This window comes from Chryseobacterium carnipullorum (assembly GCF_900142785.1).
Taxonomy (GTDB): domain Bacteria; phylum Bacteroidota; class Bacteroidia; order Flavobacteriales; family Weeksellaceae; genus Chryseobacterium; species Chryseobacterium carnipullorum.
The window spans coordinates 61,343-79,348 of record NZ_FRCD01000017.1 but is presented as its reverse complement, the minus strand read 5'-3'; the positions used below and the strand labels follow the sequence as shown (position 1 = coordinate 79,348).

The 18,006-nt window shown below is 32.3% G+C and carries 8 protein-coding genes and 1 pseudogene; 8 read left to right on the top strand and 1 reads right to left on the bottom strand.

All coding sequences use genetic code 11. The features are described 5' to 3' along the window. Position 1: 1 nt before the first annotated feature. The 8 genes and pseudogenes from BUC06_RS18195 to BUC06_RS18160 all read left to right on the top strand — a co-directional run bounded on the left by BUC06_RS18195 (position 2) and on the right by BUC06_RS18160 (position 14,320). Complete coding sequence (locus BUC06_RS18195) at positions 2-316, top strand: DUF4133 domain-containing protein (protein WP_073335421.1); 315 nt, start codon at positions 2-4, stop codon at positions 314-316. Further along, positions 288-3,360, top strand: a pseudogene (locus BUC06_RS18190) (TraG family conjugative transposon ATPase). Before BUC06_RS18195 ends, BUC06_RS18190 begins: the two are co-directional and overlap by 29 nt. Continuing rightward, positions 3,347-4,000 carry a hypothetical protein gene (locus tag BUC06_RS18185; protein ID WP_073335420.1) on the top strand — a complete coding sequence of 218 codons (654 nt, stop codon included), beginning with the start codon at positions 3,347-3,349 and terminating at the stop codon, positions 3,998-4,000. Before BUC06_RS18190 ends, BUC06_RS18185 begins: the two are co-directional and overlap by 14 nt. 10 nt (positions 4,001-4,010) lie before the next feature. Next, positions 4,011-4,514, top strand: a complete 504-nt coding sequence (locus tag BUC06_RS18180) for a hypothetical protein (protein WP_228423816.1) — start codon at positions 4,011-4,013, stop codon at positions 4,512-4,514. A 34-nt stretch (positions 4,515-4,548) separates the two neighbouring features. Continuing rightward, positions 4,549-5,187 carry an AbiU2 domain-containing protein gene (locus tag BUC06_RS18175; protein ID WP_073335419.1) on the top strand — a complete coding sequence of 213 codons (639 nt, stop codon included), beginning with the start codon at positions 4,549-4,551 and terminating at the stop codon, positions 5,185-5,187. Positions 5,188-5,424: 237 nt separating this feature from the next. After that, complete coding sequence (locus BUC06_RS18170; protein WP_073335418.1) at positions 5,425-6,540, top strand: hypothetical protein; 1,116 nt, start codon at positions 5,425-5,427, stop codon at positions 6,538-6,540. Continuing rightward, a complete protein-coding gene (locus tag BUC06_RS18165) occupies positions 6,527-8,470 on the top strand; it encodes a hypothetical protein (RefSeq protein ID WP_073335417.1) in 1,944 nt (647 codons plus the stop codon). The genes BUC06_RS18170 and BUC06_RS18165 overlap by 14 nt, the downstream gene beginning before the upstream one ends. Positions 8,471-8,482: 12 nt before the next feature. Then, positions 8,483-14,320, top strand: a complete 5,838-nt coding sequence (locus BUC06_RS18160; protein ID WP_073335416.1) for an ATP-binding protein — start codon at positions 8,483-8,485, stop codon at positions 14,318-14,320. Between the two features lie 558 nt (positions 14,321-14,878). Here BUC06_RS18160 and BUC06_RS18155 read toward each other — a convergent pair. Then, positions 14,879-18,004 carry a DEAD/DEAH box helicase gene (locus BUC06_RS18155; protein WP_073335415.1) on the bottom strand — a complete coding sequence of 1,042 codons (3,126 nt, stop codon included), beginning with the start codon at positions 18,002-18,004 and terminating at the stop codon, positions 14,879-14,881. Positions 18,005-18,006 lie beyond the last annotated feature (2 nt).

Below are 18,006 nucleotides of genomic sequence, written 5' to 3'. Positions count from 1 at the left end.
TATGGGATTCTATCTCTACAAGGGGCTTAAAAAACCCCTTGTATTCTTCGGACTAAAAGGTAAATACATCTTTTACGCAGTAGGCGTCATTGGAGTTGGTGTCATCGCAGCACTCATATTATCCAAATTCGGATTGCTGGGTTCTCTTTTGGGACTCGCAGTTACAGGAGGAGGTGTCTATTTCATTTTTAAAAGACAGGATAAATATGGTTTGTACGATAAGACCAAAAACTTCAACCAAGTTTTGATTTTTCCAAAAAAAATAAACAATAAAACACTTTTAGGTTATGTCCAAAATAAAGAAACTAACATTTGATATTCCTTTTATCGGATTTGATTACGGAAAAGATTTCGGGTGGGACTTTGATGTTTTATTTGGACAATACGGAAATCCTATTATCGGAATCAAAATAAAAAATCCTGTTGAGCAGTATTCGGCAGATCCTGACAATTATCTGAACTTCCATACGGTTTTAAATCAGGTTGTAGCCATTATAGGAGAGGGTAGAATCGTTCAGAAACTCGATTTCTTTTCAAAGAAAAAATACACTGCTGAAGAGTCGAACCAATTTCTACAGCAGAAATACTCAGAACATTTTGAAGGGCGACTTTTTAAAACTATTGAGACAATACTTCTTTTTACAGATATTGTGGATGATAAGCTGAAAAAGAAAATGAAGCACTACCATTTCTCTGATAAGAGTTATAAAGAGCTTCGTGATAAATGCCAAAAGGTATTTATGCTTTTAAAGCAAAATGACTGCGAGCCACAATTTTTGTTTGAAAAAGATTTTGAACATTACATTTCCGGTGTATTGTCAATGCAGTTTTCTGACATACCAAGTTTTGATAATATCAAATCAACCAATGAATATCTGCAGATAGGAAATAAATTCGTTAAGAATATTTCCTATGTCGATGTTGAAAATATTGATCTGCCTTCTGAAATAGAGCCTTATTCTATACTTGGAGGAAATGGTGCAGCATCAGAAACAGCTGTTGATAATTTTACATTCATCAATGAATTGGAGGATTATGAAACCATCATTTACAATCAGGTAATTACTATTCCTCTTCAGGCACAACAACAGCGAGAACTCGACAAGAAAAAGAAAAAGCACGAGGGTGCGGCTAATAACTCTCCGTCCAATGCCATTATAGCGGAAGAAATCCAAACCCTTCTGCATAACATCGCTATCGATGGTCAGTTGGTTGTCAATGCGCATTTTTCCCTGTTATTTTCAGCAGGGACATTGGAAAAAATGGAAGGAACACAGTCCCTAATTGAAAACAAGCTATTCACGAAAGGAATCATCGTTTCCAGGAATGCATACAATCAACTGGAACTATTCCGGTCTACCATTCCCGGCAATGCTACGGAACTTAGGGAATATGATCTATTTATGACGACAAGCGAAGCGGCCTTGTGTTTTTTTTTTTAAAGAGAGTTACCCCGTGAACGAAGAATCCAATTTCTATCTGAGATTTACGGACAGGCAAGGTGTTCCATTGAAAGTAGATCCTGCTGACCTGCCTATGAAAATTGGCAGAATTAACAATCGAAACAAGTTTGTTCTTGGACCAAGTGGATCAGGCAAGAGTTTCTTAATGAACAATATCATTGAGCAATATCTTACCTATAACTATGACGTGGTCATCGTCGATACCGGAGATTCCTATTCAGGAACCTGCAAATACAAAGGGGGAAGATACATTCAATACACTGAAGAAAAGCCAATCACAATGAATCCTTTCCTGATGGATAAGAAAGAATTCAATATTGAAAAAATAGAGTTTTTGACCAATCTTATTTTTTTAATATGGCAAGGTCCTGATGCGTCAATGTCATCTGCGCAGAAATCAATATTGGACAATGTGCTAATGTCCTATTATCATCAGTATTTTAATTCGGGAACTGAATGGTATGAGAATAAAACTTCAGAAGAATTAATTCTTTATTTGATTAAATACAACATTCACGAAGAAGATATTTATGCTCAGTATGAGAATGAAGTTAATAATCAGCGGACTTACTATGATGTTTTAGGAATTGCCTTCAATGCAAGTTCTGAAGAGATCAAGGAAGCCGGAAGGAAACTATTGATGCTCTATCATCCTGATAAGAACATCAATAATCCTGATTATGACAACGAAAAATTTTATACAGTTTATGAAGCTTATGAAACGCTGGGTGATGAAGAGAGAAGAAGGATTTATAATGAAACTCAATTAATTCTCATAAAATCCAATGAGATCATCAAAAAGGACAAAACAGAAGAAAACTGGAACGAATCATTTAGAAAAGCCATCATCAGAAAAATCAAAGAACTTGAAGAGAAGTTGGATGCAAAAGAACTTTCCTTTAATGGTTTCTATGATTATTGCGACAAATTTCTTCCTCTTTATCTGAACAATAAAAAACACAGCATCACAGAAAGGGAATTCAATCTGAGAACTTTTCTATTTGTTCTGAGGGATTTTTATAAAGGTGGACGATATGGAACAACGCTCAACGAATCTGCGGATAACACTTTGTTTGATGAATCATTTATCGTGTTCGAGATTGACAATGTAAAAGATAATCCAAAGCTTTTTCCTATTGTGACCCTAATCATTATGGACACATTCATCCAGAAAATGCGACTCAGAAAAGACAGGAGAAAAGCTCTCATTATTGAAGAAGCCTGGAAAGCAATCGCAAGTAAACTGATGGGTGGATATATTTTGTATCTCTACAAAACGGTTAGGAAATTTTGGGGAGAAGCAGTGGTGGTAACGCAGGAGTTGGATGACATCATTGGAAATGCAGTTGTAAAAGATTCCATTATCAATAATTCGGACACTTTCATTCTTCTTGACCAGACCAAATTCAAAGACAACTTTGACAGGATTGCTGCTTTACTTTCACTGAACAAAGTCGAGCAGAACAAGATTTTTACCATCAACAACCTTAATAACAAATTCGGACGAAGCAGGTTCAAAGAGTTTTATCTGAAACGAGGTTCTAAAGGAGAAGTCTATGGTAACGAAGTTTCAATAGAGCAGTATTTAACCTATACTACAGAGAAGCCAGAGAAATCGGCAGTGGAGTATTATGTACAGAAGTACGGAAGTTATGATGAAGCACTCATTAAAATTGTATCTGATTTAAAAATTTTTGGAGACAGCCTTGAAAATCTTGTTTCACTGGTCAATCTGTATCAGAATCCTTTAGACCAAAAGATTGTGTCCTATTACAACAGGGTGAAAAATGAGAACAAAGGGAAAAATGTTTTCAAAGTCATCTCACAGGAGCTCGAAAATCATCAAATCTGTTTTTCAGAATTAATCACTAAAAATTATCAGTATGAAGAAACTTAGTCTATTTTTTCTAGGATTCGGCAGTTTTTTATTTGCTCAGAATACCTACATAGATCCTACTGTTACAGCAGCGATGATATTGTATTCAGAAAATCTGAAAGCCAAGCAGAACGAAGTCATCGAAGAAACATCCAAATTAAAAGATGCTCAAACCTGGGTCGGAACCCAGATGGTAGCTGCCAACGATATTCAGAATAAAATATTAAAAGGCTTGAAAGAAGTTTCAGGAACACTACAAAACGGTATTCAGGTACAGCAGATCTACACTGAGCTGAACAAATGCTATGATTATTCTGCTCAGATAGTTCAATTGGCTTCCCAGCATCCTCAGTATGCGATATTTGGAACCAAAGCTTCACAGAAAACCTATGAGCAAAGTCTGAAAATAGTAACAGATATCACTGATATTTTGGCGTCTGGAGAGTTGAATTTAGCTACTGCCGGAGACCGATATAAAATCCTGCATAATATATCCGGAAATGTAAAAAATCTAAAACTATGGCTTTTGGCAATAAAGCTAAGACTGGAAAAAGCCAATCGATTGGGATTCTGGAATTCAATCAATCCTTTTGCTGGATACATCAATACTGATAAAGGCATTGTGGAGAACATAATGAATAAGTACAAGAGGAATTTTTAAAAGTCAAAAAATGAAAAAGATTTTTCTGATTCTAATTATTCCAATTTATATCGTGATGACTTCTTCAGGTGGGAGTTCTACACCTGCGTGGCAGCAGGAAAATGTTTCCTTTCCGATGATGGATTTAGAGATCAATGCCGCAATGAAAGAGCACGACCGACAGAAAGAAATGAGGCAGAAGCAAACTGTAAATGCTACGGTGGAAACTGTCAATCAATCACAATGGAAAGATTATAAAGATAAAGTAACCAAAGTACAGGACAGGTTACGCATTGTATCATTTGCTATTCAGTCAATACCCACAGGAATCGCTATGAGCAGAGAGATAACGAAGATAACGGATAATCAGACAGCGATTATTAATGAGATTAGCACTACTCCATATTCAATCGTAACCATTCTGCCATCGCAAGTACAGTTTGTGGATGACCTCCAAATGGCAACTCGGTTAACGGATGACCAGACTTATGGTTCAGCAGCTGTTAGTGCAATAAAAACTCTTTCTCGGAAGTAAATAAAAATTCATATAAATAAATTTAAATAATGTGATGGAAGAAAAGTTATCAGAAAAATTAGAGGTAATGTGCCATATAATCTTAAACGCACAAGCTAGTTTTGATGTAGTACGTTATTTTAATAATGAAAATCATAATAAATTTAATTTAATTAATCGCGAACGGATATCTAATCACTTCTTTCAATTTGTTGAGGTTAATTTCTTTCGAACTACTATTATTGAACTTTTCAAACTATATAGCCCAAGTACAGATGATTACTATTCCATTTATTCTTTAAAGAATAGGTTTAATCCCGGAAAGAAGTATGAATCAATAGAAATATCGGAAGAATTATTTAAAGATGTTAATTTGATTTTAAAACAATCAAGAGCTGAAATAGAAAAGTTACGCGATCTTAGGAATAAAGTATATGCTCATAATGATCAGGAATACAAAAAATATTTAGGTATTTTGACCATAGAGGAAATTTCTAAACTAATTAAAGCTGCTAAAGATATACTGGAAAAAATTTATTCTGAAATTCTAAAAGCTTATTACTTTTTCGATTCTCCAACTGCAACTCCTATTGACAGTTTGGAAAATCTGTTTAATAAAATCGAATTTTTTAATATTAATTATGAGGAAGTTATATTGAAAAATATTGGAATTACAAAATCTGATGAACTTTAAATAATATTGAAATAGGTGTCTTTTTCAATACTAAAACCATCTGTTGATTTCAAATCATAATTATTATAAAGTAATGCCATTATGGATTTCCATATAAAAATAAAATAGTTTTTAATTATCTTTGGTAGAAACTCAACCATGTAAAAATTTTACATTTAGACTGTCTAATGACTGTATTTTTCAATCATTACTTATGAACAGATGTCTTTTGTAAAATGTATAATTAAACACTATTTTATGTATAAATATTTTGGGCTTTATGGTAAAGCATTTGAAAAGTTACGGAAAGACCATTCTCAACTTTTTGATCACGGCAGGGGCAATTACTTCAGGAAATCTTCCGATTTTCTGTCCAATAGAAATAATTGGTACGTGATTTTTTTATTAGTCGGGATATGCTTTGCAATTCCTTTAGTATTTAATTGTGAATTTTTAAATGTCATTACAATCAGTGAAAAAACTTTAAATATATTGGTTGATCAGAGAACAACTAATATTGCAACAATTATTAGTATCTCACTTGTAGTTGTAGGATTTTTAATAAATAACCTCGCCGTTAAATCTCCTACAACTTATAAACTGTTATTTAAAAAATCCCTTCTATATTTAACTATATATCTGACCCTTTCAACAATATTCTGGTTTATAGTTTTATCTACACTCAGGGATACTATTCCACAGCATCCGTTTTCTAGATCGGTAGTTGCGGGTACTTATCTTTCTCTTTTTATTTTAGTATTAATAGGTATACTCTTTAGAAATATCATCTATTACACAAATGAAAAAGAAATTAATTCTATGCTGTCAAAAGAATTAATTAAAGAGGCTAAGAATAATCTTAAAACTATTCTCTTAAAAAAATATAGTTCTAAAATTTATCATGAATTCATGTCGGAAAGAGGTCTAAAAAGAAAAACAAATGATATGAATTTGGACATCTTATTTAGCGCCCAAAATGTTACTAATGATGATTTATTTTCGGCGGAATCAAATACTAAAAATCGATATTTAAAAAATGTTAATCTCGCAATTCTAAAAGTATTAGTGAAAACTGATTTTATAAAAGAATATGATGTATTAACACTTGGTAATTTGGTAAATGTCAAAAGTTTAAATACTATCAGCTTCAAAGCAGAAAAATATGAAGGATTAAAAAAATGGTTGCTGAAAAGATGTTTTTATACTTCAAAGAAAGCTGTACTGAAAGAAGTTTCGGACGATTATAGAAAAGAATTTGATAGCAAAATATTACAACTTGCTGAAGAAAGCAAACATAAAAGCCTCTCTCAACCTTTAAGTGCTTTCATAGAACTATATAAACTTCAAATGCAACATCAAAATGAGAATATTTAACGATCCGTCAGATATAACTAACGGAATTGAGGAGACGATCTGGGCATCCATAGAAAAAACTGTTGAGAACAACAGTTTGGAGACTTTTAAGGTTCTAAACAAATTTGTTTTAGATGTGTTGGTGGTTAGTGTTCAAAATAAATCTCTCATAAATTATAATAAGTATGTCAACTTTCCTGCTTCCTATTATTACATCTCTTTTGCGAAAAGTAAAGAAAGTATAGTGTTTCATAAATTTTTCAGATATGCTGTTGAAACCTCCGCAAGACAGTTAAAGGAAATTATAACTTTTTTTTTAGTGTATAAGAAAACCGATATTGAGGAAATCAATGAATCTAACTTAAGTTTGAACAATGATTTTTTGTATTCCACATTCAATAGTTTTAGCAGATTACTATATTCAATGATTAGTAATGGCGATAAAACATTTTTTAGTTATGTACTCAATGAATTTGATAATATTGATTCATTAAAAAAAAACAGCTACTATGAATTGAAATTTGAGTTAAGGAATTCATCAACTAATGATGGAGGCATTGAAAAAAAGCAAAAATTGTATAAGCACGTTAAACTTTTTGATGAATACAAAAGGCACGTTATTTTAGGACTGCGATATTGGACTATCTTTCTTTATAATGTCGGAAATAATCCAATTGATATAACAGAGACCTTTATAAAGGAATTGAGAATTCAAAAAGATTATTCAGAGTTACTTAGAGATATACTTATTTTGAGAAATAACCCAAACTATAATTATTTTGAATGGAGTGTATGGGATTATAAGGAAAGACCTTTAGAAAAAACCTATAGCCCTCCGAATCCTAATGATTGGTTGACATTTGGATTCGTTATAGATATACTTAAAGTGAAAGAAATATATTTTGATACCCAGAATTTAGATTTCAGGCAGCTTAATGATATTTCTTTTTTGTATGAAAGAATAAAGGATTTTATTAAAATTATTGATAAAGATTTCGATAAGTGGCAGTCAATACTCGAATTAGATTCAAAGAGGGAGTTTGAAGACAGATGTAAAAAAATAAATGTTTTTTTTAAGAACCTCCTTCATAAAAGCGTCACAGCAAAAGATCAAGCTATAGCTGCTGAGGAGTTAGACCCAGAAAAAATTAAAGACTTCAAAGCTAATGTCGCAAAATCATGGGAAGCTAATTCAAGCCTTAATGCTATCTTTTTGTCAAAAAAGAATATGAAAGAAAATGAGGCTGTTGAAAATTTTATCGGTTTTAGAACTTTTTTCCAAAATAGCAAGATAATGTTTGTGAAGGAAAACTATCAGACAATATACAATATTGATATTTTTGGTGGTCGGGCAGCCGGATGGATTGATGACGATTTTTTTAGTACGGTTATTTCTGAAGAAGCTTATTTTATTACAAAGGACAATATCACAAATTTGATTGAAGAATGTTTTATACTGCTCAAATCAAAGGAGATCAGCCCCTCAATTATCTTGCTTCCTGCTGCGTACAGTTTTAAAGATCAAAAGTTTCTTAACAATCCTGACTTTAAGAGAAAATATGATTTTCCAGATAGGAGGGAAGATAAATTTTTTATGGGAACTTACAAAGGTGTGGAGATTTATATCAGTCAAAGTGATGAAATCACTAATAAAGTTATAGTTGCTGATTTTGAGAAAGCGTTTGAAATGGAATACCAGACTTTGGAAAATGGCTTCAAACATTTACTAAAAATTGAAGTAGAATCAATTCAGAATGACGAAGCTGAAGTAATCTATAAAGAGGAGCCTGAAAATTGGAAATTTACCAGTAAACAGACGCCAATGGATAAAGATGAAGCTCTTACACTTATTAAAAATTCTTTAAATATAGAAGTTGGAGCGTTTTATGAGTTTAAAGTAAAAGATAAGGAATCCTTTGTAGTGGGAATCATTAATTCTAATATTAGTTAATCTGATTTATTCATGAAAATTAATCCAAATAGTTCGATAAGAAGTGGTTATAAATACGAAGATCTTTTTACGTTAAAGCTAATTGTAGATTGGCTACTTTATCCTGAAAAGTATGAAAATATTCGTGTGCAGTATAAACCTGATAATGTTCAAATCAGGCATTTTGCAATCGATGATATTGTAGCGACTAGGAAAGATGGAGCGGTTGAATATTACCAGATTAAACATAAACAAAATCCAGATACAGATCTTTGGACTTTCGACGAACTCATTGATAAAGGATTGAACAAATGGATCAATTCGTTTCATGCAATTAATCAAGAAAGAAAGTATTGTTCCCTCATCACCAATGGGAATCCGGACAAAAATGTTCAAGACTGCTTAGTGCATAGAAATATAGATCTTGGAAAAGTCAAAGAATATCAGCATGAATTCTTTTCTGTTGTACAATCATATTTTTCTGATCCTTCAGATACATTATCTTTCTTTGAAAATTTTGAATTTCAGTTCGGCCATCCTAATAAAAGATCTTTAGAAGATACACTTAGAAATATTCTTTATAAGCAGTTGAAAGTTACGAAAGGTGGCGTAGACAACCTATTGCTCTTTATTGGAGATGAGGGTTCTGAAAAATTCCCTACCATTTTTACTCTGGACATTATACGTAATCTTTTGGAATGGGATAACCCCAGACCTCTTAATCAGAATTTCAATGTTCCCACTGATTTTGAGTTTTTTGACAGAGGTACTCACCAAATTCTTCTGCGGGATATCAGTACTGTTGAAGGGGGAATAAAAGTGATTGTAGGAAAACCGGGAAGTGGAAAAAGTACTTATCTGTCAAAATTGTATTCGTCGTTGGAAAAGAAAGGTGCTATAGTTTTCAGACATCATTATCATCTTAATCCTAAGGATGTTTCTTATGCTGATAGACTCAATAGTGAAAGGGTCATTGAAGGGTTGAAAGCAGAATTCAAAAAACAGGATAATGATATTATAAAGTCGTTAGGGGAACAAAATACTGCAGGGACTCAGCTTAAAGAATTTATTGATCAGGTAGCTTCCTATTGCCGTGAAGTCGGGAGGTCATTTATTTTAATTATTGATGGTTTGGATCACGTTATCCGAGAAGGAAATAGCCAAAATGAACTGATTGACTTTTTAAATGAGGTTTTGTTCCCTCAGCAAGGATACTGGTTGATTCTAGGAACGCAGGAAATTGCGACGCATTGTTTCCCAAATTCGATTCGCCAGCTTGCTCCAAAAGATGAGTGGATTGAAATCAAAGGCCTTAAGCGAGAAAGTGTTAAAAAGATTGCGTGCAAAAGTTTCCCTGAAGATTATAAACTTTTAAGTTACGATTTTGATTCAATTGTTTCAAAGCTCTTACAGGTAACTGGAGGAAATCCCCTTCATTTAAGATATGTTCTGACTTCCATAGAAAATAATGGAAGAGGAATTTCAAGATATGATCTTGATACTATTCCTCATTACAATAATGAAATAGAAGAGTATTATCAGGCGCTCTGGCAACAGCTTCCTATGTTAGCAAAAACGATGGCTTTTGCACTAACTGTTTTAGACTTTAAATTGCAGGAGGAGCAAGTTTTTTCTCTAGCAGCAGACCTGTGTCAATATCCTCAAGAAATTTCGGAGAATCTCAATCAAATACGTCATTTGTTTAGGTTCGAGCTATCAGGGATTTCTGTATATCACAATAGCTTTTTGGTATTTATCCAACAGCAAAAAGAGTTGAAGGAACAAAAGAAAAAGTTATATAAAATTGTAAAAGAATGGCTGAATGAGGCCGAACAAAGAGAAATTCGCTGGTCGGAATTACCTAAAGTTGAATACTATCTTGGAAATCCAGGACTCCTACTGTCAATTGATAACGAATGGGTTATTAAACATTATTTAGATAGTAAAGATGAAGAAATAATTGAAAATATTCTTTATCTAGCTTCAAAGGCCGCTTTTGAAAATAACGTTGATCAAAAAATAATATATTTCTCTCTTATATATGGCTTATTTAAAAATCGCAGTGATAACCTTTCGGAATCAATTCGGAATCTCTGGTTGACCTCGTTCAAGAATAATAAAATTCTTCGTCCTAAGTATCCTAATTTTTCTACTTTAACTGATTATCAGTTAAAGGAAATGCTTATAGCACTCAAAGCAACCGGCATTGTCAACACAATTCCTGATGATGCCGTTAACAGGGTTAATGAATTGTTTACAGAAAATCGCTACGACACAATTAAAGTGGCCATGTGCTGGTTAGAGATTTTAGCACACTTTGAATCTACTTCCACATCTCGGGTTTTTAATTTTATAGAACAATTTCGTGATGAGGAAAAAGATGCATCGCATCTTTTTAAATTTTATCTTCAGAAATTGCTGGATTTCCCTAAACAACCTCTTCATTTAATTGATGCCATACTTAAAACGAAGTTAGAGAAAAGTGAGAAAATAGCGATGGCTGAACTACTGATACTTGATGATTTGAAAGGCAACCTGAGTGATTGCAAGTGGAAGAAACATATTCAAAAATTGTTGACAAAAGAGGATAACCTATTTTTCTCATTGTATAAAATCATATATGGCGAAAATATAAAGAATTTCAAATCTGCATTTTCATATTATTCTCCACCACCTAAAATAAACAATTATTCGTCTGAGAAATTAGTGAAACAATTCATTAAAACCAATGTGCTTCTTTCTTTTATCAATTGTATCAATGATCTCAATTTTGAATACAAATGTAATCATTCTTCTGAGTGGCTGTCTGAGCTAGATGTTTGTATTTTTAATCTTGGGAAATTTTTCTCGCAAGCATTCCGTGAAAAATCTGAAATTGACCTTTTAGTCATTTTGAAGTTTATAGGAAAACTCAGGAAACTACATTTTAATAAAGATCATGATATTTATGATTATGAGAGAATTGGTATTCCTTATTTTATTGATTTGGCTGTCTGGCTGAGCGCTGTAATTAATAAAAAGAACCAATTTACATCAGAACTTAATTATGAACAATTGTTACGTCTGGGTAATTCGAAGCGCTATAACAAAGCATCGTTGTTGGAGATTATCAACTCTAAAATTGTATCTGTTAACAGAGATGAAGTTGAAAGATATATTGAATTTGAAATCCAAAATAATAATGAGATGTTTCCCTTTCCTGAAATCGCTAGTTTTCTGACAGACATGGCTCAACTCTCATATGATTTCGGGAATCAAAATAATGTCAGGCCGTTGCTCGAAAATGCAGCTTCTAATATTTTAGCATACGGTCATCATAAGGATATGTTACTTTACAATATTTTAGAAAGTATTGAAATTTGCATCAAAGCAGGATCATCGGAATCCAACAATTTCTTATTGCAGATTTTTCCTTACGTCTTTAATATCGAAGCATTAACTGACGGTGATGAGACCCGCCATTTTATGAATTATTTCTGTGATCTCTTGGCAAAGGTTAATCCCCAGCTTTTGTACAATTTATTTTTTTACAATATCAACATGAGAGATTACACAATGGTTGAAAATATCTTTGATGATATTTTATCGACACTAGATTTCCAGGAGCCCATTGCCAAGGCTGTTGGGAAGACGGCTATAGGGCCACACTTTCAAACACTTTGTAAACTTCAAAAAGAACAATCTTCGGTTCAAGATGTTATTGAGAGCTTGCAACTAAAATTTGGACTTTTTCCGGAAAAGGAGGAAGAGAAAGAAGGAGAAGATAATGACAACAAACAAATCGATCAAAAACTTATAAAAATTACTCCTGAGAATTTGAAAAATTATATGTCCAAGACATTAAATTTTAACGGTAGGCGATTAAATTATGATGATTCTTATTTTCTACAATCTTGGATAACTTCTCGACTCCACAAGTATCCAAATGATAGGAAGAAAGTAGTAGTATCATTAAAAGATATCATTGATGATAGTTTTTCTACGATATCGGCAAATCTTTTAGATCTGATCTATGAAATTTCTTATGAAATTGATAGGGAATTTGCTTTTTTATGTATTTGTTGGGCGAGTTCAAATGGTGGTGTATGGGCACCGAGTTATCGCTGGAATATCGCTGAATCCAGAAAAAGATGGAGAAATATTATTGATTTTTTTCCTGAAAGAATAGAGGAGTATTATCAAAAAAGTGTTACAAACACTGGTTTGAGGTATGGACTGCAGAAGGATTATGTAATTCCTGTCCCCAAAAGTACTCAATTTCATATGGACTGTGGAAGGCTACAAAAAGCAGAAAATGTAACGCAGGATTATTTAGATTTTTTGCCTCATATATTCCCTAATGTAAAGCTCGATTTAGCTGAAACACTTATTGAGCCAATTGAAGTGTCAAATTTTGATATTTTAATGGCGCGATTAACATGGCTAAGCCCTATAGTTAGAGCACAAGCTGCAGAGGGAGTTACAAACTTATTGAAGAATGACAATGATGGATGTTGTCACCAAGTATTTTTTGAATATTTAAAATTTCAGGATTTAGAAAATGCAGCTTGTGAAGGACTAATAATACTTATTAATTCTCTACAGGACTCCGAATCTTTAACTTTTAAATTTTTAACACAAGAAACTCTTAATTCCTTGCTTTCAATAAGATGCATGGCAACGGATTTATTATTGAAAAATATTGCTGGAATTTTAAAATTTGAATTGAAATTAAATGTTCCCCTGTTATCATATTTAAGTTCAGGAAATACAAGTTTAGATGAAGAAGCTTTTAGAAAGATAATTAATAATAATCTAACAAATGCGTATATTGGATTTCTAGATTATTTACAACGTAAAGTAGGTGATTCTTTTATTATATGGAAAATATGGTGTACAAAATATGAAGATTACTGCACTCAATTTGACCTAAAATACGACTATAGCCGAGATGATAGTTTTGCAACTTCTAGATATAGTTTAATGATTGGTCGAACAACAATATTTGGAGATATACTAAAATCAACTTTTATGCATGTTGTCGATGCCTTATATAATTTAAAAAGAATTGAGTTTTTTGATCTATGGCAGTTAACATTAAAAAATTTACCGGTTGATTACTCAATTTTGAAAATTAATCTTGAAGTCCGGCCAGAATGGTGGTTTTCATTAAATGTTGAAAATTTTAGATCTTTTGATTTACATCAGAATTATAGCCAGCTTTTAATTAATTGGTTCAAAAACTCAGATACATTATTTCCTTTATATTATAATGCAACTTACTCATCAGATAAATCATTTTATGGATCTACTGTTTTTTGTCAATTTAAATCTATAGCTATTGCTATACCTAAAAACTATGATATTGATCTTGATCTTGAGATGTTGTTTGACGACTTAGAAAATAGAGGAGTTTGGGATAGTTATAATGAATATCCAGAATATTACGGTTTTTATGAGGGCAAACTGATTTTTACTGGAACGAATGAAGTAGATCTCGTTTTACCCTTAGTGAAACATACACGTGTTTTTCCAGGCAATATATGGCAGTATTATAGAATGAATGATGGTATATTTTTACTTTCTCCAACTTTGATGGATCATCTGGAACTTGATTGTATATCCAACAAAATTCAATTTAAGGATAATAGAAATAATATGGTTGCTTTCTTTGGTGATTTCTTATATAACTTCAATGATACAAGCCAATTCGGGGAGCCCATACCCTATAATAGCTATTTAATGATGGATAAGGGCTATTTAAACAAATTTCTCGGAGAAAAAGATTTAAAATTGGCAGTTATTTTACGGCAAAATTTGAAAATTAAAGATAGCCATAGTATCGACGAAAAATATAGCACAAAAATCACTTATGACTTTGTTGATTTATAGATGATTATATATAAATAATTCTATATTGATTTACCGACTTAATATTTATTACATTTCTTTGGGCTAGTATTAGAATAAACAATCTAGGAGTTTGTCTTATTTAAATTAGATCAAATTATTAGTTTGATTAGCCTGACGAAATAGTTAAATTTACTATCTTATAATTAATACACCTAGATTTTATCAACTAAAAACTAATTATCTAATAGTTGGAATTAGTTTTTGATTAAATTCAATTACATAAATTATAATTGGAGGAAGAGAAAATTTTGCAGTAGTTTCAATCATTATTAACGATATTCTAAAATGACCCCAATAATCCAATTGAAGTCATTTTAATAATAAGTATTTATTATATTTATATCCCTTTTAGATACAAACTCTGAAATTCTTCAGCAGAAAAATCTTTCGAAGCATATGCCGTATGAGCCCACCTTGTTTCTTGAAAGGTCAAGTGAAATCTGGTACTGCTATATTTAAAGCTGTTATTAATGTATTAAGCACCGAAAAGGATAAGTAAGGTAATAAGTTAATGATGAAATTGCTTTAGTTGAATTTTTACTTGACTAAAATTTCAGACAGTCTTTTCCAATCTTCACCATTGAGACGAGAACCAACCGGCACAACCGACTGCCATTCATCCGTTGTTAAATTGCTTATTTTGGAGCGAATTTGTGTTAGGCTTAATGTCTCATTTTTAGGAATAATTTTAGATATAGACTTTGCAAGTCTTCGTGGGATTCCTGCCATACGCATTAATAATGCCTGTTCAGTATCTACCCCGTAATAGACCATTGAGGGGATATATGAATTATCATTAAGATCATCACTGTTGCTTGTTACAATTCCTTCAAGTGCGCCTAACCCCCAAGAAGCTTTAAATCTTGTATTATTAATATATTTTACAAAGGTATTTATTCTATCAGCCTCATCTGTATTGTTTGCAAAAGTAGGGTGGTGAGACGAAACTTCAAATAACTGATCACCTTTTACCCAGCTAATAAGTACTTTGGCTACTGCCTCTTCATTAAATGTGTTGCTATGTGAGTCGGTGCCTAAGCCAGTTTCTTTTAATTTTGCAATAACTTTGATTTTTTCTTTAAGATAATCGGTTCTGAAATTAAAAAGATTGTCTGGATTCCAGCTTTCTGGAGCTGCAATTGCCGGGTTTTTACGATTTTCATCTTTCATTATTTCTAATACCGAAGGAACTGAAAACCCTGTTTTGTCAGCAAAGCTCAAAGTTCCAGGATTAAATTTTTCCTGTAACTCAAGATAAATCATTTTACAAATATCAATGAATTTTTGCTTGTCAGAACTTTCAAGTTGATAATATCCGAGACTATCTTTAAATAGGTCACTAATTTCCAAAACACTTTCATTTCCGGAGTGATTTAGAACATGGATTAAGTATTGAACCAATGGCTCCAGTGAATTTGAGTATTTGTATGCAAGCTTGAAAATTTGACTCTCGACTGCTCCGAGTGCTTCAAGAATATTATCGGCATTTATCATTAATTCTAAAAGCATACTGGCAATACCCTTAGAACTTTCCTGAATTAAAGATTTTGCACTTTCAATATTGCCTTTTGAGTTAAACGGAAATATTAACTTACCATAATTATCAACTAATGTCCTACCAGCTCGACCAGCAATATTCCAGAAATCGCTTGTGGAAAGTTTTGTATCGCCTTTGCGATATGAATCAAAATAAACTGCAGAAACTGGAAAGTTAACACCTTCAGCAAGTGTGCTTGTTGCAAAAATGTGTTCAATTTCTTTTTCGCGTATTAAATGCTCGATTAATAGTTTAGTTTCATCAGATAAGCCTGCATGATGAAGGGCAATTTTTTTCTTTAAAACTTTTGTTAAAATGGTCTCCTTTCCAACCTCGTCGATAATAAATTTTCTTACTAATTCGATTGAATCCGAAACCTCGGTTTCTGGTAATGTATTATAAAGGAACTCTGCTCTTTTATCTACCATGCCAGAACCTTGGCACAGGTATAATATAGACTTGTTTGCTGCGCCGTATCTTTTTGCAGTAAATTCTATGTATTTTTCTTTAGGTTGACCCGTAAGTACAAAATCCAATTCTACATCTTCTAATTTATTCTCGTCTGACAGAAGAGAGTAGGCGGAAGGTAAAAGTGTTTGTTCGAATTTCTTGAAATTACCTTTTTGTTTAATTCCTATTAAAAGCTTTTCAGCTGGTTTCCAATTTATCCTAATTGGGGTTTTAATCTTATTTCCACCCATCCAGTCCGCAATTGTTGAAGCAGAGTCTTTTAGAAAAGGTGAAAGAAACATAAACTTTGAACTGGGTCTTTCACGTTTTAAAATAGCTAAAAGTAATTCAAGGCGTGTGCCTCTGCTACCATTCTGTATCATATGAGCTTCATCAATAACAAATAGTGCTACATCACTGACAGATTGATGATTTCTTCTGATTAAAAGGTCAAGTTTTTCTGGTGTAGATACCAGAATGTCGATTCGTTCCTGCAGTAATGCTTCTTCAGAAGGATCTACCTCTATAGCCCCAGATGTCTTTTCAATTGAGAAATTCAGACCTTCAAAATCAGATTTTAGATCATAATAAACCTGATTCACTAGCGCTCTTGTGGGAACAACATATACAATTTTAGAATCACTATTTAAAGCCTTTGTTACAATTATATTAAACTCTGCTAAAAGTGTTTTTCCTGCACTGGTTGGCATTTCAACAACAGTTACGCTGGCTGCAATATCTAACAGACTCATATTGATTGCATCCCTTTGTGATGGCAATAGATCTATTATTGCCTTTTCTGACTGGCTTTTAGCAATACAAAAATCTTTAAGTTTTTTGATTTGAATAGCATCCGTGGAGTACCAAATTGAGTTATTCTGGAGTAAAATTAAATTGTACTCCATTATATTGACTATACTTTGGAGCTTAGGATAATTACTAAATAACTTTTTGGCTACCTCGGAATGAATTCTAATCTCACTTTCCAATTTACCTTTATAACTATATCCCATAGTAAGGTAATCGGCAGTTTCAGTGATTGTTTTAGATATATGATACCACCCCAAAAGAAGTTCTGCGGATTCTATTTCTTCGGGATAGTCATGTATTTGCCTTAAATATTCTGATTCAAATTCTTTTTGTGATGTTTTTAAATCTGCTATAAGTTCCAATGAATGTCTAATATCAGCATAGCCATTATCTTTTCTTACCAGCAAGATAAAGGCTTCAAAAGTTTTATTTGAAACAATCTCCTGCCAATTTTCAAATTCATCATAATCTTTAGCAATATATTCCTTAAGATCAAGTCTAACCCTTATTGTATTATCACCCTTAAGACCTAGTGAGGCGATATAAAAATAATATAAGCTATATGGGTCTATACTAATCAAACCAAAAAACTCTTCAAATAGATCGATAAAATATTCACTTTTTATATCATATGATTTTAAAAGTGAATATGCTATATCATAAAGAGAATCTTCTATTGATTCGGTATAATCTGTTAAGACTTTATTCAGTAATAAATATTCTATTTTAAGTATCTTTCGATCAATATCTGGTGTGTTGTTAGGTATAGAATAGCCAAGCTCACCTTTTAAAAAGGCAAGTTTTCGATCTTGTACATATGATCGAATTTCATCATCATGTAAAACGTATTGTAAAATGTCTTTCATTT

Coding starts and splice junctions, on each gene's coding strand:
- BUC06_RS18170 (WP_073335418.1), top strand. CDS start 5,425: ATGTATAAATATTTTGGGCTTTATGGTAAAGCATTTGAAAAGTTACGG.
- BUC06_RS18160 (WP_073335416.1), top strand. CDS start 8,483: ATGAAAATTAATCCAAATAGTTCGATAAGAAGTGGTTATAAATACGAA.
- BUC06_RS18185 (WP_073335420.1), top strand. CDS start 3,347: ATGAAGAAACTTAGTCTATTTTTTCTAGGATTCGGCAGTTTTTTATTT.
- BUC06_RS18195 (WP_073335421.1), top strand. CDS start 2: ATGGGATTCTATCTCTACAAGGGGCTTAAAAAACCCCTTGTATTCTTC.
- BUC06_RS18175 (WP_073335419.1), top strand. CDS start 4,549: ATGGAAGAAAAGTTATCAGAAAAATTAGAGGTAATGTGCCATATAATC.
- BUC06_RS18155 (WP_073335415.1), bottom strand. CDS start 18,004: ATGAAAGACATTTTACAATACGTTTTACATGATGATGAAATTCGATCA.
- BUC06_RS18165 (WP_073335417.1), top strand. CDS start 6,527: ATGAGAATATTTAACGATCCGTCAGATATAACTAACGGAATTGAGGAG.
- BUC06_RS18180 (WP_228423816.1), top strand. CDS start 4,011: ATGAAAAAGATTTTTCTGATTCTAATTATTCCAATTTATATCGTGATG.